Annotated in this window: 9 protein-coding genes and 1 pseudogene; all 10 read right to left on the bottom strand. The window is 45.6% G+C overall.

Annotated elements, in window-relative coordinates; all coding sequences use genetic code 11:
* Window positions 1–22 precede the first annotated feature (22 nt).
* Complete coding sequence (locus NSQ91_RS02950; RefSeq protein ID WP_340916345.1) at window positions 23–2,152, bottom strand: glycosyltransferase family 39 protein; 2,130 nt, start codon at window positions 2,150–2,152, stop codon at window positions 23–25.
* A gap of 206 nt (window positions 2,153–2,358) precedes the next feature.
* On the bottom strand, window positions 2,359–2,904 hold the full coding sequence (locus NSQ91_RS02945; protein WP_340916344.1) for a DUF1697 domain-containing protein: 546 nt from the start codon (window positions 2,902–2,904) through the stop codon (window positions 2,359–2,361).
* 28 nt (window positions 2,905–2,932) lie between these two features.
* Window positions 2,933–3,751: a phosphotransferase family protein gene (locus NSQ91_RS02940; protein WP_076186267.1), complete on the bottom strand. Its 819-nt coding sequence runs from the start codon at window positions 3,749–3,751 to the stop codon at window positions 2,933–2,935.
* Between the two features lie 14 nt (window positions 3,752–3,765).
* Complete coding sequence (locus NSQ91_RS02935; protein WP_036676767.1) at window positions 3,766–4,062, bottom strand: antibiotic biosynthesis monooxygenase family protein; 297 nt, start codon at window positions 4,060–4,062, stop codon at window positions 3,766–3,768.
* A gap of 21 nt (window positions 4,063–4,083) precedes the next feature.
* On the bottom strand, window positions 4,084–4,707 hold the full coding sequence (locus tag NSQ91_RS02930) for a hypothetical protein (protein WP_076305613.1): 624 nt from the start codon (window positions 4,705–4,707) through the stop codon (window positions 4,084–4,086).
* Between the two features lie 23 nt (window positions 4,708–4,730).
* Window positions 4,731–5,249, bottom strand: coding sequence for a DJ-1/PfpI family protein (locus NSQ91_RS02925; protein ID WP_076124426.1), 519 nt, complete (start codon window positions 5,247–5,249; stop codon window positions 4,731–4,733).
* A gap of 247 nt (window positions 5,250–5,496) precedes the next feature.
* The gene (locus NSQ91_RS02920; protein ID WP_076279652.1) at window positions 5,497–6,603 is read right to left on the bottom strand and encodes a GerAB/ArcD/ProY family transporter; all 1,107 of its coding nucleotides are present in this window, start codon (window positions 6,601–6,603) and stop codon (window positions 5,497–5,499) included.
* Between the two features lie 239 nt (window positions 6,604–6,842).
* On the bottom strand, window positions 6,843–8,000 hold the full coding sequence (locus tag NSQ91_RS02915) for a Ger(x)C family spore germination protein (protein WP_076278130.1): 1,158 nt from the start codon (window positions 7,998–8,000) through the stop codon (window positions 6,843–6,845).
* Window positions 7,997–9,393 (bottom strand): annotated as a pseudogene (locus tag NSQ91_RS02910) (spore germination protein). Before NSQ91_RS02910 ends, NSQ91_RS02915 begins: the two are co-directional and overlap by 4 nt.
* Window positions 9,394–10,946: 1,553 nt before the next feature.
* Complete coding sequence (locus tag NSQ91_RS02905) at window positions 10,947–17,327, bottom strand: S-layer homology domain-containing protein (protein ID WP_340916339.1); 6,381 nt, start codon at window positions 17,325–17,327, stop codon at window positions 10,947–10,949.
* Window positions 17,328–17,346 lie beyond the last annotated feature (19 nt).

Here is a 17,346-nt window from a genome sequence, read left to right as displayed (position 1 = left end):
CTTCGTATCCTAAAACACTGAACTAGTTAACTGTAACTTTGTATAACGTTCCGCTGTTACCAGCATCGTTTCCTGCCCAATCCGCTGCTGGAACCTCTGTACCATTGTCGGTAATCCAGGTAGATAGCGTAGAGTTCCCTCCACGTCCCCCCCCCATACCGCCGCTGCTCAGCAGGAAGTATTTCACCCTTCCACTCTCTACTAACGCCTCTAGGGTATCTGTGGTATATACTGTGTCCGAATTGGAAAACCCGTTCAGAATAACAACCGATGCCCCCTTATCGACGATATAAGGAGCTGCTGTGCCATAATCCAATACGGCAAACAGATAAGGCTCCCCAGTATTATTTTCCTCCAGATAGGACAACAGACTCTCATTCGCACTTGTGGCGCTATTACGTCCAAAGTTGCTAGAATTGCCGCCCATTCCTCCTCTGCCCTCACTGCTGCCTGGTCCTGCTTCAGGGGTTTGACTGTTCAGGCCATAAGTAATTGGGGTAGCTGCCCAGTAGAGCGGGCCAATTAACAATACTAGTACAGCAACAATACTTGCCGAGAAAACAAATGGCTTCTGTTTGCCTTTAAGAACGACCAGCACCAGAGAAATAACTATACCGGCAGCCAGAATACCAATCGACCAGCCCCTGCCAATCGTATCGTCATAAGGATGAATAATGTACCACTGAAAAGCTGCTGTAACCAGCGTTGCAACTGGCAATAGCCATGACAGCCAACCAGAGTGCTCGCGATACAGACTCCAGAGCTTTGACCAGCCTGCACCGACCAGCGCGGCTATCGGCGGAGCCATCATCACCAGATAATATTGATGGAAGAATCCCGCAATACTGAAGAATCCCATCACCGGCACCAGCCATGCTAACCAGAATAGAGCTTCTTTATGCCCTTGCGTAAAGTTCCTTCTCCGCAGATTAGCGAATAATCCAATACAACCAAACAATACAAAAGGCAGCAGCCAGCTTGCCTGACCTGACAGCTCTGATTGGAACAGGCGCAGTGGACCTGCGGTTCCAGTATTGAACATTCCGCCACCGCCGCCATTCATGCCGCCGCGTTGTCCTTGGCCCCCACCTTCACCACCAAATTGCCGGTTTTGATTATCTGTTCCACCGCCGGGTGGTTGCCCTGGAGAACCTCCATCATCGGTGCCATTTTGACTGTCTGAGGTTGAATTTATGCCTTGCCGACCCGAAAATGCTCCACGTCCGCTATCCGTACCATTTTCAGCATCTGCCCCGTTCATAGCGGGTCTTTCACCGTTCATAGCTGGCATCTCGCCATTCATGTTCGGCATCTCACCACCATTCATTGAAGGCATTCCACCTCCGCCACCACCTGTCCCCCGATCACCCGTCAATCGGGCGACACCATTATAACCAAAGGCAAGATTGAGCACGGAGTTAGTACCGCTGCTGCCGATATAAGGTCGTTTACTAGCGGGAATTGAATCCACTATCACTGCCCAGGATAACGAGACCACGAGTAATATAGCTGTCGAAGCCGCTAATACTCCGGTTTTCCGCTTCCAGTTCACTTTCGCAGCCAAGACATAAAAGAGATAAAATGCCGGCAAAACCATATAAGCCTGCAGCATCTTCTCATTAAACCCAACACCGATTAAAGCAAATGCGGCAAGGAGACTGCCCAGCTTATTACTCTTCGTTCCTTTAAATAAAAACCAAACCGCCAACAGTAACGTGAATACTAACAGAGCATCAATGTTATTCGTCCGGCTAACAGCCGCCGCTACTGGAGTTGTTGCCATGGCCAGCGCTGCTAAACGTGCAGCTGCTTTACCAAAGGTAGGTTTTACCAGAAGGTATACGAGCAACACGGAGCCCACGCCCCCAAGCGCCTGAGGTAAAATCACACTCCAGCCATGCAGCCCGAAAATGAGTGCGCTAAGAGTCTGAATCCAAAAGGTGACTGGTGGTTTATCCACCGTGACTGAACCTGCAGAGTCGAGTGAAGCGAAGAAGAAATTATGAAAGTTTTGCAGCATACTTCCCACGGCAGTGGTGTAGTATGTATTCACATAGTGGTCATTCCAAACTCCATAACCGTACAAAAAAGCAGCGAGTATTAAAATGAGCCACAGTATAAGATCCGAGCTTATTTTTCTAGCAAAACTCATCTCCATTTCACTCCTATCCCTTGATCATTCTATATGCCGGCAGTTCTGTAACTCCGGCCCAAGCTTTCCGTAGGTGTATTATTTCATCCATACCTTAACTCTCAATGAGTGCAAGCTGAATGTTTGCTGAATAAATGAGGCTGCCGGCACGCAAAAAAGACCCCACAATGTGGAGCCTTTCGGTACCCTGTTCAATCCAAACTATGTTATTCCATCTTGCCTATGGCAACAAGCTTATTCACCGTGTTCCAGTTGCGTGCGGTAATGGGCATCCCGAGTATTTTGTCAAAAGGGACTTTAAAAAGCGGCGATTGGCTCACACTGACCTCATATAATATATACATCTCTCTGCCGACAAAATGCACTTTATCCGGTCCATTCTCATAAGTGCGCAGTTTATCCAATGCTTCCGCTGAAGGCTCGGCTGGTAAAAAAGTAACATACCATCTTTTGAATTCCTCTGGCTCGGACAGCTGAAAGGGATCGTTAGCGATCACATTCTCCATTTCTGCTAAAGTACGGATAATAACAGAGACCTCGAATCCAAAAACCTCATGAATCTGACGTTCAATGACTCCGCTAAGCAGGCTCACCGAACCTTCATCACTCTCAAACACGACATTTCCGCTCTGAATATACGTTCGTACATTTGCAAATCCAAGCGCTTGAAACATCGCCTTCAGGTCCAACATTTTAATAATTTTGTTCCCGCCCACGTTAATTCCACGCAGCAGCGCTATATAGGTAGTCATAGAATACGCCTCCGTTTTTGTGCCATGATCAGCTTACCTCTGCGGCTAAGGTGTGTAGACGTTTACGAACTTCTTTTACCAGCAGCTCCTTCTCTGGAGGCGAAAGCCCCTCCACCAGACGTGCGGCAGCGATCGGCAAAATCCAGCGGTCTACGTCCTCATAAGTGTGTCCTGATAATCTGAGATACTCTTGAATGTACCCCTTAGTTAATCTTTTTCTTATAAAACCTAACATTAATTTGGAGAAGGCCGAAGCTCCCGGAGGCATAGCTCCCAAACTGAACATCACTACGGAACGCGCAGCATCTCCAGCAGGTTCTCCCACTACACCCGTCATCCAGTCGATCACCCAGAGCTGTTCATCCATAAGCACATTGTCGGGATGAAAATCCCCATGACATAAACGAGTGCCTTCCGGCAGCTTCTCCAGATACTTCAAAATGACGGATTTTTCCTCTTCGCTCAGCATAGGGGCAACCATGATCTGACTTTTCAGCATATCCTTTTGCTGGCCGATTTCCTCTGTAGTTTCAAGCTTATGTAAATCACAATGAAGCCCCGCCATCAGCCTGGCATATTGGGTAACTTTCCAAGGCTTCTCACCCATCACCTTTAGTAAAGAGGGACCCTGAATTTGTTGAAAAACGATACCTTGTCGATTCTGTTCAGAAATAAGCTCAAAAGGCTGGGGGGTCCGAACACCCCGCGCATGTACAAACTGGCTGATTTTATATTCCCGGCTGACGTGTTGCTCTGCTATATCCTCCCGGTACAATTTAAGAATCCTCTGATCGTCATGCTGCCAGATCTCCGCTGTTCTGCCTTCCCCAACAAGCTTGGCCTTCATTCGGTATCCTCCATTTAGTCCAGATTAATGCGGGTAAAATGCTCAACTACCGGAAATGGGTCGTAGTAATGGTGAAGGAGTGCTTTCCATTCCTGATATTGGCTGGATTCTCTAAATCCAACAGTGTGGTCTTCAAGCGTTCTCCACTTCACCAGCAACAGATACTTATGATCATCCTCCAAGCAATGTTGTAATTCATGGCCCATATAACCTTCTATCGAGGAGATTAAGCTTGATGCCTCCTTGAAGCTTTGCTCAAATTCAGTAGTCAAACCAGGCTTCACTTGCAGCATCGCAGCTTCCAAAATCACACTCATCATCTCCTAAAGTTATTAATTTAAAGCATCCCGGAAAAATTCATGATAGAAATTAATGATGACCAGCAGTATTGCTAGTGACTCGTTGACACTGCCTACCTCCAGCGAATGATTAGCATCATCGATTCTATACACCTTCAAATGATTCAGCCCACTAATTTCACCCGAATGCTCTTCACCAAATAAGGGGTCACTGCCACCATAAATTACAGTCCCCCGACTCCGCTGAATCAGCGGCACCGCCTCAGGCAACGGGGTGATATATAGATGAGACGTCTTCTTCTGTATTTCTAGCTCATCAGCTATTCTACCTGCAATAACAGCTCCCATGCTTTTACTTATAAAAAGAAACCTCTTATAATCCGGCAGAGAAGCAATCACGGCTTTACATTCCTCAATGATAATACTCATTTCTTCACGCTTGAAATCCACCCTAGCACTCTGGTAACCATATTCTAAAAGCAGAACATCACAATTATGCTCCCGGGCAGCTTTAGCCGCATAATCCAGCAGAGAGCGATCAGCTGAATAATTTTTACCCGGAAAAATAACAGCCAGCGCTTTGGAACCTTGGGTGATATATTTATGTTTAACCTCTCTACCCCAATAAGAGGACATAATGATATTGCTAACGTTCATACATGTTTCCCCTCTTCTGCTCCTTAAACGGATTTAAAATGTTTAAAGAAATCTATCGTTTCTTGCAAATCTGCCTCATCTTTATAGATACTCATTACTCGCCCAATTTCAAGCGCAAAATCTACATATCCATTCGGCTTAGCGGTAATGATTGTTCCATCGACAACGACGTTAGATACGCCGGATTCATTGTCCACATAAACCTTACCATCCAGTACTCCGGCAGCCTTAAGAATGGATACCCCACCGCAAATGCCCGCGATGACTTTGCCTGCTCGATTCAGGCTTCTGATTAAATCTAATAGAGCCTCCTGCCCTATTAAATTATCTGTTTCCCCACCAGGGATAATCAATAAATCTATGGTGCTAACGTCCACATTTTCAACCAATACGGATGGATTCACAGAAAAACCCTCGCAGGAGATTAACGCCTTATCTTCCAAACCTAAGGTATAAACCTCACCCTTTGTTTTCATAAAATAAGCTGCCAATGTAACCTCAAACTGCACAAAGCTATCATATATAAGAATATATGTATTCAATGATGGATCAGCTCCCCTGTTCTCAAAAAAAGTAACCTCTATTCTATGTATCTATCATTATAGCATCATCACCCTCTCCTGAAACTTACGGACTCAGAGGACGCTAATCAATAACAACTATGCGCTCCGCTAAGATTCCGAATGTGGGATTTCACCTAATTACTCATAACAAAAAAGGACACAAGCATCCCAACAGCCACCTTTTATGGCTCACGAGACACCTGTATCCTCCTATTTAGAGCTATTGCTACGACTGCGGCGCTATCTGTTTATTTTTACCTCGGCTCACAACAATTTCAGCGCAAATCCATAATATCAACGGAATAATCACCTGGAAAGGAAAGGCGTATATTTTATAAATATGGTAAGAGAAATAGTACATTTCCATAATATCCTTGTACACAAAATCCGCAAAATAGATCATGAGTAGTCCCATCTGAAGCACAACGGAGCGGTAACTCTTGAGCTTGAATACTTTAGCTACTCCAATGCAAGATACGTAAAGGCATAAACTTCCTTTTATAAATGTTGTGATTACAAAAGCCACTGCCGATGACGCTTCAATTCGGGTCAAAAAATCTCCTACATTAATACGCCCTGCAGACACATAAGCCGGAAAATATAAACTAGACAAGACCTCAGGACCCAGCATCAATAGGTTCCGTAGTGTAGCCATAATAATAATTGCCCCAGCAATCGCTACGCCACCAAATAATACCTTCTTCGCTGAGCTCTTCTTCGATAAATTACCGAATACCCCCAGAAAGACTACAACCTCTGCAAATGGAAAAGAAAATGTGCCCAGCGTATCGTTAAATAATGGCTTCCAGCCTTTATCCAACAGCGGAAGTAAGTGATGATATTCCATTTTGGAAAAAGCTAAGGTGACAATGACTAGATTAACAAATATTGCGAACAGTAATAGAAGCTTAGAACTTCTCCCCAGCACTTCAATCCCAGCCTTAACTATCCATATACACAACAGTCCAAGACATGCCATAGGTGCTATCATTGGTGTTTCGGTTAAAGTAACGGATCTACTGAATTCTCCAAAAACCCTAAGAATTAGTGTCCCTAGATGAAAGGTATACCAAATATAGAGACAAGAAATGATTCGACCCAAGACGCCTCCAAACACGGTAATCAACATATCAAATAGATCCTTGCCTGGTAATAGGATGTGTAGTCTGGCATATATCAGCAGCAGTGGGACCACCAGTACCATGGCTAATAATACGGCGATCCAGTTACTGTTACCGGATTCTCCCGGCACACCCATAAATATTGAAGTCCCCATAATAAACAAGACAGCAATACTAATAGCATGCCCTGTTGATACGATCTCTTTGTTCATACTCTATTCTCCCTTAGGCTTGTCCCCTAAAATAGCATCTTAATCCAGTGTTCTAGGTATGGTGAAGGACTAGGGAGTGACCATCTCATTGCCAATGCAAAAGCAATACAGAATGATACCAGACATAGTGCGGAAGAAACATAAAAATCCCGCTTCATCCCCTGTTTCCATAGACCATAAGGATCACTCAAAACAATTACCGCATAGATAAATATGACCACAACAACCAATTTTATCACCTATTTTTGATGAATCTTGATAGACCTTGACGTTTGTGCACTGCTCTCGATAATCACCTTGGAATTCACTACTATCTCTACGTTGGAAAATTCCTTCCCCCAGTTTTTCTCGATTTTCTCCCAGGTCCGTGGCATTTTCTCATGAAGAAGCTCTCCAAATCCAAAAATATCTGCTTGGTAATCCTTCTGAACCTTATGAATAACGGAGAGAATCTGCTCCTCCAGTTCTTTTTCAGCCCACCTTTCTATAGTCTTCTTGCTGTCCAGATTATTGAATTCCCCCGAAGATTTGACCTCGTCCAGTCCTGCGTGTGTCAGTGTATTAAGCTTTATTTGGAGCTTACCGTTTATCCATACAGGTTTTATTTTTGTACGATTGGATAAAATTTCGAGGGAAAAGGCAGGTTCTCCACTTTCATCCTTTACGATTAACACACCTCCCTGGATTTGATTGTTGGCAAACAACATGTATTTCGTTTCTTCGCCACTGATCATACCGATCATTTTATCCATCCTGAAAATAGCTGTTCCGCTAACTCGTGCATTCTTCGTCTTATTTTGTTCATGAACATAAATTAATGGAGCGATGGCATATTCACCAGAAGCCTCGAGCTTATCTATGAAGTCCCAAATTTCCACAACCGGCGCTGTACTTACATTTTTCTCAGTCCTCATCTGCTGTGCAAGTGCATAGGACATAATACTCTCAGTCGAACTGCTGAGACTTATGATTTCTTGAGCCGACTTCTCTTTAGCGACAAAAATATACACATCCGATCGGGTTTCCGTATCCCTGTTGTACCAATCTATTACTTTGGTGACTCCCTCCCTTGCAATCTCCTCACTAAGGATAATCGCCTTAGAATGGCTCCAAAATAACTTTTTTCCAGTAATCGAGATCATTCCCCTCACAATATCAAACATGGTCTCACCCGCGAGCGTGATCATTTTGAAGCCAGCCTGACTTGATTTCATTCCTTCCTTCGTATCTACAATCTCTGTTGTCACCAATAACTGACCGTCTTTTTTCCCCTTATCAATCGCGACCCCGGCAACAATCGACATATCGTCAATTTCAAAGTAGTTCCAGCAGCCTGTATTGCAGATCAGAAGCATCATGGATGTAACAATCAGAAGTATCCTTTTCAGCTTGCTCATGGTCTTCTCCTTATTTTATTGGAACCTTTTCTCCTCATATTTCGTGCCCCAATTAACGCCGGACGCAGATACATATGCCACCACGGCGCCCTGATCGCTGTATCTTTAATGTCCTGAGGACGGATTGAGCCTACTCCAAGCATGTATGGAACCCCAAAACTACGCAGACTCATCAAATGAACTACTAAACCAAGCATTCCAAGAAAATAACCATATATCCCTAGAAAAAAACTCGCACCCAGCAGCAATGTTCTTACGATAATTAAAGGACCGGTCAACCTAGGGTTAAGTAGCGTCATGATTCCTGTTAAACCGACTACAATAATCATTGGAGCACTAACTATTCTAGCCTCCACTGCTGCTTGTCCTAACACGAGAGCGCCTACGATACTGATAGCCTGTCCTATATAGGTAGGTATCCGCTCACCCGCCTCTCTTAATATTTCAAATATAGTTAACATGAATAACGCTTCTACTATTGTAGGAAAAGGGACTGCTACTCTTGCTGTAGAAATACTGAGCAACAACATGGTTGGGATCATTTCCTGGCTATAGGTAACTAAAGCTACGTAAAGAGCAGGTATACTGATCGACAAAAAAGCTCCAAAAACTCTCAACATTCGATTGAAGGAACCAAAATAAAAGTTAATGTAATAGTCCGAGCTGGCTTGAAAATTCTCTACAAATACATAGGGGACAGTCATTGCAAACGGGCTGCCTTCAATGAGCACGGAACTCTGCCCTCCATCATGTTACTGACTACGGCATCCGGGCGCTCTGTACTTCCTGTCATTTCAAAGGGCGAATAGGGCTCGTCTCTAATTAATTCCGCCAGAGATGCCGTATCTAGAATAAGATCTATGTCAATCTGTTCCATTCGATTCTGTAATTCTTTGAGAATAGCCGGTGATGCTAACCCCTCCATGTAACAGATACATATCGGTGTTTTGGACCGTGTTCCCAGTGAACTAAAAACAAATTTTAACTCGGAATCTTGTACCCTGCGCCGAATAAGAGTGAGATTTACTAACAGTGATTCCGTAAATCCCTCCCTTGGACCTTTCACACTTTTTTCGGTAACCGGTTCCGCAAGAGCTTTCGTCTCCCAACCCTGTGCACCAATGTTCAGAACACCGGCATAACCGTCCATCAACAGTAAGGTCTTGCCAGCTATAATCGCATAGATCATTTCATCAAAATTCTCAGAGGCAACCACATCGCTAATACTAATGACCTGCGTCCGGATGTTCTCCATCAGCTCGGCTTTATTGCCACAATCCTTTTCGGTAAAATCAAATGCCATGACGGGCTTGATAATCCCCTCTTGGATCATATGTTTGTCAACCATTCCGTCAACATAGACTAATCCAAAGCGAAGACTATCACTAAACATGTTGCTAAACACTCTGATTCTAAGCGTTCCATCGTTCTTGAATATGTCTCTAAACACAGTCATCATTTCATCCAGTGACGTACTCAGAGTCTGCTCAGATTTTGTGTTTTTTTGAGACGTATTGCTGTTCCCACCTGCTGGCCGTTCCTCCACAGTAGTCACTCCTGTCAGAATTAGGTTTCCTAGAAATTATCCCCCGTCTCTCCAAATCCTATCCGCCAAAATTATACTGAAAAGGGATCAACAAGAAAGAAAATGAGACTGCTCCATAGGCTGGGTTCCGCAGGTAAGTCACTAAATCAGCCCTTGGGGTCATGCCAATAGCGACTCACTGCATACATCCTCAGACACTTTCGGCTCAGGCACGCAACACCGCATACATCCTCAGACGCTTACGGACTCAGGCACGCAACACCGCATACATCCTCAGACGCTTTCGGCTCAGGCACGCAACACCGCATACATCCTCAGACACTTATGGACTCAGAAGGCGTTATTGGCTCAATTATCGCCTTTTGGGCACAGTTTCGGACTCCAGTGCAGCTATCTCATCAAAAGTGGCTCTAATCGGGCGGTTTTCATGCCAATAGCGACTATGGGGTCCGATAGCACACCAAAAGTCGATAAATGCAACGTTTAGGGGCTACTGGGTCCGTTGCCGCCGAGTCACACTCATCCTTTGGGCTTACTGACCTAGCGCAATAACACCGGACACATCCCCTGAGGCCTACAGACTCAGACACGATAACACCCAGTGCATCCTCAGGCGCTTACGGACTCGGCCACGATAACACCCAACGCATCCTCAGACGCTTACGGACTCAGACACGATAACACCGAGTACATCCTCAGGCGCTTACGGACTCAGATACGATAACACCGAGTGCATCCTCAGACGCTTACGGACTCAGGAGGCGTTATTGGCTCAATTACCGCCTTTTGGGCACAGTTTCGGACTCCAGTGCAGCTATCTCATCAAAAGTGGCTCAAATCGGCCGTTTTTTATACCAATAGCGACTATGGGGTCCGATAGCACACCAAAAGTCGATAAATGCAACGTTTAGGGGCTACTGGGTCCGTTACCGCCGAATCACACTCATCCTTTGGGCTTACTGACCTAGCGCAATAACACCGGACACATCCCCTGAGGCTTACGGACTCAGATACGATAACACCGAGTGCATCCTCAGACGCTTACGGACTCAGGAGGCGTTATTGGCTCAATTACCGCCTTTTGGGCACATTTTCGGACTCCAGTGCAGCTATCTCATCAAAAGTGGCTCTAATCGGGCGATTTTCATGCCAATAGCGACTATGGGGTCCGATAGCACACCAAAAGTCGATAAATGCAACGTTTAGGGGCTCCTGGGTCCGTTAGCGATCTCTTGCGTGCAAATTACATACCATGAAGCAAAGTTTGTTTTAAGAGCGTGGTGGATACGAGCATGAGATTAGGTGTTTGGGGTTGGCAGCAAAAAAACACAGGTGCCCAGCAGTCATGATCATGACTACGGGACACCTGCGTCTTTTTTATATCTTGTATTGCTGCACGATTATTGAAGCTGCTCAAACAGGCGGAAGATCACGGTCGCTGCTTGCGCTCTTGTAGCCTTGCCGTTTGGTCCAAATTGGTTGGATGTCATACCGTTAATAATTCCACTAATACGCATCACTTCTACAGCTTTGGCTGCATCCGCAGACAACTGGTTCACATCAGAGAATGCTTCACCAGAAGCATTTGTTCCGTCAGTCAATGGGATATTAATCGTCTGAGCCAAACGATAAATCATGACCGCCATTTCCTGACGAGTAATCTCCTCGCTTGCACCAAAGTTGCCATCCGCTTTGCCTTTAACAATACCGAGCTTTTGAGCGCTCGCAATCGGACTGGCATACCATGCCCCATCCTTAACGTCTGTAAATGCGCTTACAGCCGTCTCATCTAGTAAATCAAAAGCGTTCATCAATATTTTGATGAATTCTGCACGGGTCACATTTCCACTTGGATTAAAGTGTTCAGCATCCATCCCTTGGATTGCGCCTCGTGCTGCGAGTGCTTCAATACTGTTTACCGCCCAATTAGCTGTAGCGGTATCTTTGAATGAAACATTCGAGTGAACCACTACATAACTGCCAAGCTGTTGCAAATTTAACTCAAGCATCTGTGTCCCTGTATTAAATCTTCCGTTCTTAACGATCTCTAGTTGCTGATTACTGTTCAAGTAATAAACCACTACTTTATGTGCTTTCTCACCAGACTTCAGCGTATAAGGAAGTGCCAGCTTGATCCCCGATGTCTTCAGTACATCGCCTGGAATAACCACACCATCTACGCTAAGACTGATGTCTTTAATTGTACCTGCATTCAACTGACTGCTTACCGAAAGTGGCAATCCGGATATATCTCCAGTGCCCACAATAAGCTTAAGTTTGCTGTTCTTAGCATCTCTGTAAGTCTTCAGGAAATTTTCCGGCAGCATTATGCTTGCTGTTCCTGTATCAATCTTGAGGGATTTAACATTCCCCGCTGCTGCCAGTGACTGCAGTGGCAGCTCAACTACAATTTGTTTCGCGTTTCCGGTAGGATTCACGACAATGGACAGAATACCATCCTTTGCATCCTTTGCTGCCTTTTCAACATCTGCGGCAGCCAGTTCAGCCAATGCATTTCCATCTGCTCCGATGATCGTCTGGACAACGATTTTACCATTGCTTACAGCAGGGGCAGCTGTCGCAGACGCGCTAGGCGACGGTTTTGCCGTGGCTACCGGCACATAAGTACCCGGTGCATCTGTTGGTTTCGGCGTTGCCGTTGGCGTTGGTGTCGTTGTCGGTGCAGGTGTTGATGTTGGCGTAGGTGTTGGCGTAGCTTCTGAAAGCAACTTCAGGCCCGCAACCGCCGCAGTAAGCTGACTTAATGCCTCATCAATGTCTGCCTGAGTAGCAGTTCCACTCTCCAGCAACATCACTGCACGTGCTACCTCTTTCTCAAGAGTATTCCAGCTCTCCTCTACATAAAGGCTCTTATCCAGAGCCTCTATTGCTCTAAGCTTCTCCTCCAAGGCTGCCGTTATGAGAGGTGGATTTACAGAAACTAATGTTAAGGTATACGTTCTGGTCGTTGTTTTATCCAGTGCCGTCACAATGACCTTGTAACCCGTTTGAATTTCTCCCGCAATAGTAATGCTATCGGGTTCATACACAGCGAAGGTAACCCCTACCGGCACAGTAAGTCCTTCCTTCAGCTCATCAAGTGTAGTCGTATCCGGTAAAATAATTTCTTTGGCTACCTGATCAATAGATCCGCCCGGAATTGTGATTCCGCTGATCGTTGCATCATGAGCTTCGACAGGCTGTAAGGCTTCAAAGGCATTTTTCAAATTGGAATATGCCACATTAATATCACCATCGGTAGCACCGTCATTTGCATAAGTGGCTTTAGCAGCCTCTAGTGCAATGCGTAGTGCCTCCCATTGCTCAGGCGTTCCGGTATAATTCTCTTCATTTACCGAAGGATCTTCCGCTGTATCAATGGCTGCTTTAAGTTTAGATTTATCGTACCTCACACTGATGCGGCAACTGGCAGCAATATCGGTGCCCGCCACTTTACCAAATATAGTGAAGTCTGTAGCAATGGTGAGTTTGTTAAGGGGAATTTCCTCCCATACCACACTTGCCAAGCCTGTCGTTTTATCGGCGTAAGTTACCGTAACCTTAGCTGGAAGATTAGGTACGACGTTAACTGTCGTACTCACCGCAATCTGTTCAATGCTTACAATCGCACCATGGTCGCCGGGAGCAGGAACTTCTCCTTCTGGCTTAGACGAAATTGCCCGCCATTCCTTAACGCCTGTCCAAATACTAGTGGACTGCTTATTAAGAATCAAACGGAGTTTATCCGTCTTCACCTCGTCAAAGGTTACCTCGTTAAATGCATTTCTTGCTTTGCCTTTCTCGCTCAGGCCCGTTACCGGTAAGTATTTTCCGGCATCCTTATCCCAATATTCGAAGCTGTAATCTCCCGGTACCTGTACACCGCCTTCATCATCATAGAAGTACACGGAGCTGCCTGACAAAGTCACGGGCTCTTTCCAGGTCAGTTGTAGCCAGTGGCTTTCACCGGGACCGCCCCAGTTCCCATACTGAGTTTCTGCTTCGCTATTGTAAATACTTGCTGAAGTATAAGGGATATAACCATCATTAATGCCATATACAGACTCCCATGCCGAAGTGTAAGAGGCACTAGGGTTAGCCAAAAGGGCAGCATTTCTGTATCTAAGGTTCTCCACCGCCATCCGCATTTGATCCGTTGCCACTTTGATCTCTTCCAGCGTATATTCTCCCTGAGCCAGCAATGCCTTGGCAGCAGTCAGCGCAGCTTGCAGCTCTTGCCATGTTGCCGCAGTAAAATCATCCTTGTTCCGGACAAGTCTGCCGGAATCCCGATCCGCAAACTTAGCGATCATCTCTGTCAGTTCTGCAGTAGCTACAAATACGGTGACTGGAACCTTCACGACAGTTTCAAGTTCCCCATCGCTGACAGTCAGGCGGTATTCGTATTCACCAGTCGCCTTAAAGGTTGCTTGCAGCATGGCCTTATCAAGCCCTGTCTCCTCTACTTCTCCTTCACCTGAAATCTTCTCCCAGGTATAAGTCAGCTTGCCACTTGGCAATCCATCATCAACGATTTGCGGCATAATCGTCAGAGGCACATTTTGCTCAACCTTCAATGGTGCTTCTAGATAAACCTTTGGTGCCTGATTGGCAGCCGCCTTAACCTCCAGATTATTGTTGTAGATCTGAATCTCCTTTATGGCGGTCGCAAGTTCCAGCGAATGCGTCACATGAATGCGAATCGCTGCAGTGTTAACCTTTTGGAACTCTACATTGTTATAGTTGGAAGCAATATACTCCGGATAGCGGAATTGCCCCTCCACTGGTTTCCAGCTTCCATCAGCATCCTGATATTCGACACCGAATGTCTGTGGTGTACCATAACCGTTCAGAAGCCGGTCATTATAGAAATAGACTTTTACATTGTCCACAGCCTGGACTCCATCAAATTTGAACGTAACCGTATCGACGGAATTCGGCGAACCTCCGAATAAAGCTGTGTTTGAGGTATGATTAATCGATGCGATTGTCGAATTGTCCGCCAGGTTGCGGATATTCGAACCGCTCTTGATATAAGTCGACTCAACGGTAGTACCTGTAGCAACTGCCAGATTCGTACCGTCATTAACAATATCTACACCTGCTTTATTAAACATATCGACAGTCTTCTCATTGCTGGCTAAGGATGTTTGATCTGCCGCAGCAAGCGTCGTAGCACTGCCTTTTTCATATAATACCTGTGTCTTCGAGTTGTCGCCAACAGCCCCGGTTACATCACCTGAAGGTTTTTCCACCTTACCAGTAGCTGTATCATAAATCAGATGGGACATTTCGTTAGTTGTCATTACGAGTTCATCATTAATGAAGAGCGAATAACCTGCTGGAATACCTTGATAATGAGGATTGTCACTGTATTTAGCAGGATCCTGCCATACGATAGATAAGTTAGCATCATGATAACGCACGTTATCTACAGCAAAATAGTCATAATCAACATTAATCGGCCATAGCTCGATTTTGTCATCTGTCCGTGGCTGAATACCCGCCATATCTTCAACCACAGTGTAATTCATCATGCCAAGCGTATCGTGGTGAATCCATGCCCGTACCATATCTCCACTAGGGTTAGGAGGATTGTCTTTTGTCCATGGCGTACCGAAGAAGTAATCCTCCAGCCAGAAAAATTCATTAGAGTCCAGGTGGTCCGTATTGCCCGGCTCCACTGTATGCAACCAAGCGCCCCAATCAAACAGTGTTTTGTAAACGTCACTATTGATGTTATCTATAGGATAATAGCGCAGAGAGGCACGAACGGTATTAATATAGTTGCCGAAGTTACACCATGCGAACTGGTCTGTACCGAAGGCATCCGTCTTGCCGTTCTTGAAATCTTCCACCCGCTTCATAATGCTGTTCTGATCCGCTGTAAAGAAGGGAAAGATCGGATAATAATTCGGATCTGCGTAATCAGACAACTGGGATAAATATTTCGCCTCATATCCTTCTTCACCTTCAGTTGGTACTACACCAAAGTTAAAGACAAACATGTTATTATCCCGCCAAGGGTTGAATACATCGGTACCACCCACAACTTTTTTGTGCAAAAAGCTGCCTGTACCATTCGTATCCGCCACACCGTCACCATCAAAGTCAGCCTTGTCGTACCACATCTCATTCAGAATTGAATTCTTAATATTCTGCGCCACAGTGTTCATTTTAGCTGCACCCGCAGTATCCCCAAGCTGCTCGTACATCTTCGCTGTTGCCACTGCATTGGCGTAAGTAGTAGAAGAACCATCCAGCCGGGCATAGTTACCACTGCCATTCCAGTGCATGGATACGGTATCTCCGTCATTACCTGTAATCGGACCATGGTTATAATAAACAAGATTTGGATTAGTGCCTTTAAAATGTTCAAGTGTGCCGGTAACATCAGTGGCGGAAAAATCAGCGAACTTCTTCAGTATTTCCTGACCACCACCGTAAATCTTGTAAGCATCCCAGCCTACTTGCGACGTGTTCTGCATCATATCCCAAGTCCAGATGTTAGGACGTCCGGGATTATTTTTATAGTTCTTATTCTCGGAATATTCCCCTTGAGCCAGCCAGGTTCCATACAAGTAGGAAGGATCACGCAGCCATTTCAGATCCTGCATCGCCCAAGGTACACTGACCGTAATCCCGTTGTTGTAGCCGAGAACGCCCTCCATATTCATCGGGAACTGCCAGTCATTGCCCGGAATGTTGGCATCCAGCAAATTAAAGCGGTTACACCACCAACGATAATAAAGTACCTTCTTCACATTCTCATCGGGAACATCGATATATGGAATGTTCTCTGCCCACCACTCGTTGTACTCCCGCACCTGTGCGGAGAAGGCTGTATCATTGCTGTCAGCAGCCTTAAAGCTCTCATAATGCAGCTTTGAGCCTGGTATTTCATCCGCGAGCCAACCCATGACTACCTTTTGGTCAACGGAGCCACCGGCGGGCACTGTAATCTCTCTAACCAGTTCATTTCCGGAAGGACTCATGCCGTTTCCGCTCAGGTGAACATCCACGTAGGACATTGCTTCAACTACCTTTTGCCCGGCTTTGCCTATCATTAGCGGAGCAGCCACTCTGTAACCCACCAGCTCATCCCCCTCAGCCGCTGAGACGAAAGGTGATTTAACCTTCATCGTCAACGTTATATCGCTGGCCGTAGGATTCTTCAACTGAAGCAGCGTTACAGCACTGTTATAGCTGGAAATAAATTTCCGCTGGTTAATCTCCAGGCCTCCGCTTGTGTAGGTCTGATTCTCATGACTCGGGTAGTTCTTCCGCACATTTTTCTGTTCTGCCAAGTCTCCTGTAGAAAGGGTGATGTTATACATCGTGTCCTTGTTCAAAGTATCCGCATAATGCACCGTTCCCACAAAACCCAGCTTGGTATTATCCTGAGTCTTCATGTACAAAGCGCTTCCCCGGCTGAACAGAGTATTGGCGCTAACTTCGTCGTTGACATCATCCGGAATGACACCTTCGTTAACTAGCAAGGCGTCAAGCCAAGGCAAATCGGAATTATCTTTTGCAAAAGCCTCAAAATCAAAAGCTTCAATCGCTTGCATCATTTCTCCGACGGTGACATCGCTGAAATTAACGCCTTCCTTAACAATAGAATTATCCTTCCACTTCGCCTGCCCGTAATCGGTGCCTACACCTTCATGATAGAAATCAGTCGTGTAGTTAGCCGATACGGGAACAATCCCTGCATTTAATACCACAGCCGCGCATAATGCCGCTACAGAAGCTCTTCTGGGCCATTTATGACTTGTCATTTGGATGAATTCCTCCTTT

Origin of the sequence: Paenibacillus sp. FSL R7-0048 (genome assembly GCF_038004505.1) — a bacterium.
GTDB classification, from domain to species: domain Bacteria; phylum Bacillota; class Bacilli; order Paenibacillales; family Paenibacillaceae; genus Paenibacillus_AQ; species Paenibacillus_AQ odorifer.
This window is presented reverse-complemented; position numbering and strand designations above follow the sequence as displayed.

Coding starts and splice junctions, on each gene's coding strand:
- NSQ91_RS02930 (WP_076305613.1), bottom strand. CDS start 4,707: ATGAACGTTAGCAATATCATTATGTCCTCTTATTGGGGTAGAGAGGTT.
- NSQ91_RS02950 (WP_340916345.1), bottom strand. CDS start 2,152: ATGAGTTTTGCTAGAAAAATAAGCTCGGATCTTATACTGTGGCTCATT.
- NSQ91_RS02920 (WP_076279652.1), bottom strand. CDS start 6,603: ATGAACAAAGAGATCGTATCAACAGGGCATGCTATTAGTATTGCTGTC.
- NSQ91_RS02940 (WP_076186267.1), bottom strand. CDS start 3,751: ATGAAGGCCAAGCTTGTTGGGGAAGGCAGAACAGCGGAGATCTGGCAG.
- NSQ91_RS02905 (WP_340916339.1), bottom strand. CDS start 17,327: ATGACAAGTCATAAATGGCCCAGAAGAGCTTCTGTAGCGGCATTATGC.
- NSQ91_RS02915 (WP_076278130.1), bottom strand. CDS start 8,000: ATGAGCAAGCTGAAAAGGATACTTCTGATTGTTACATCCATGATGCTT.
- NSQ91_RS02945 (WP_340916344.1), bottom strand. CDS start 2,904: ATGACTACCTATATAGCGCTGCTGCGTGGAATTAACGTGGGCGGGAAC.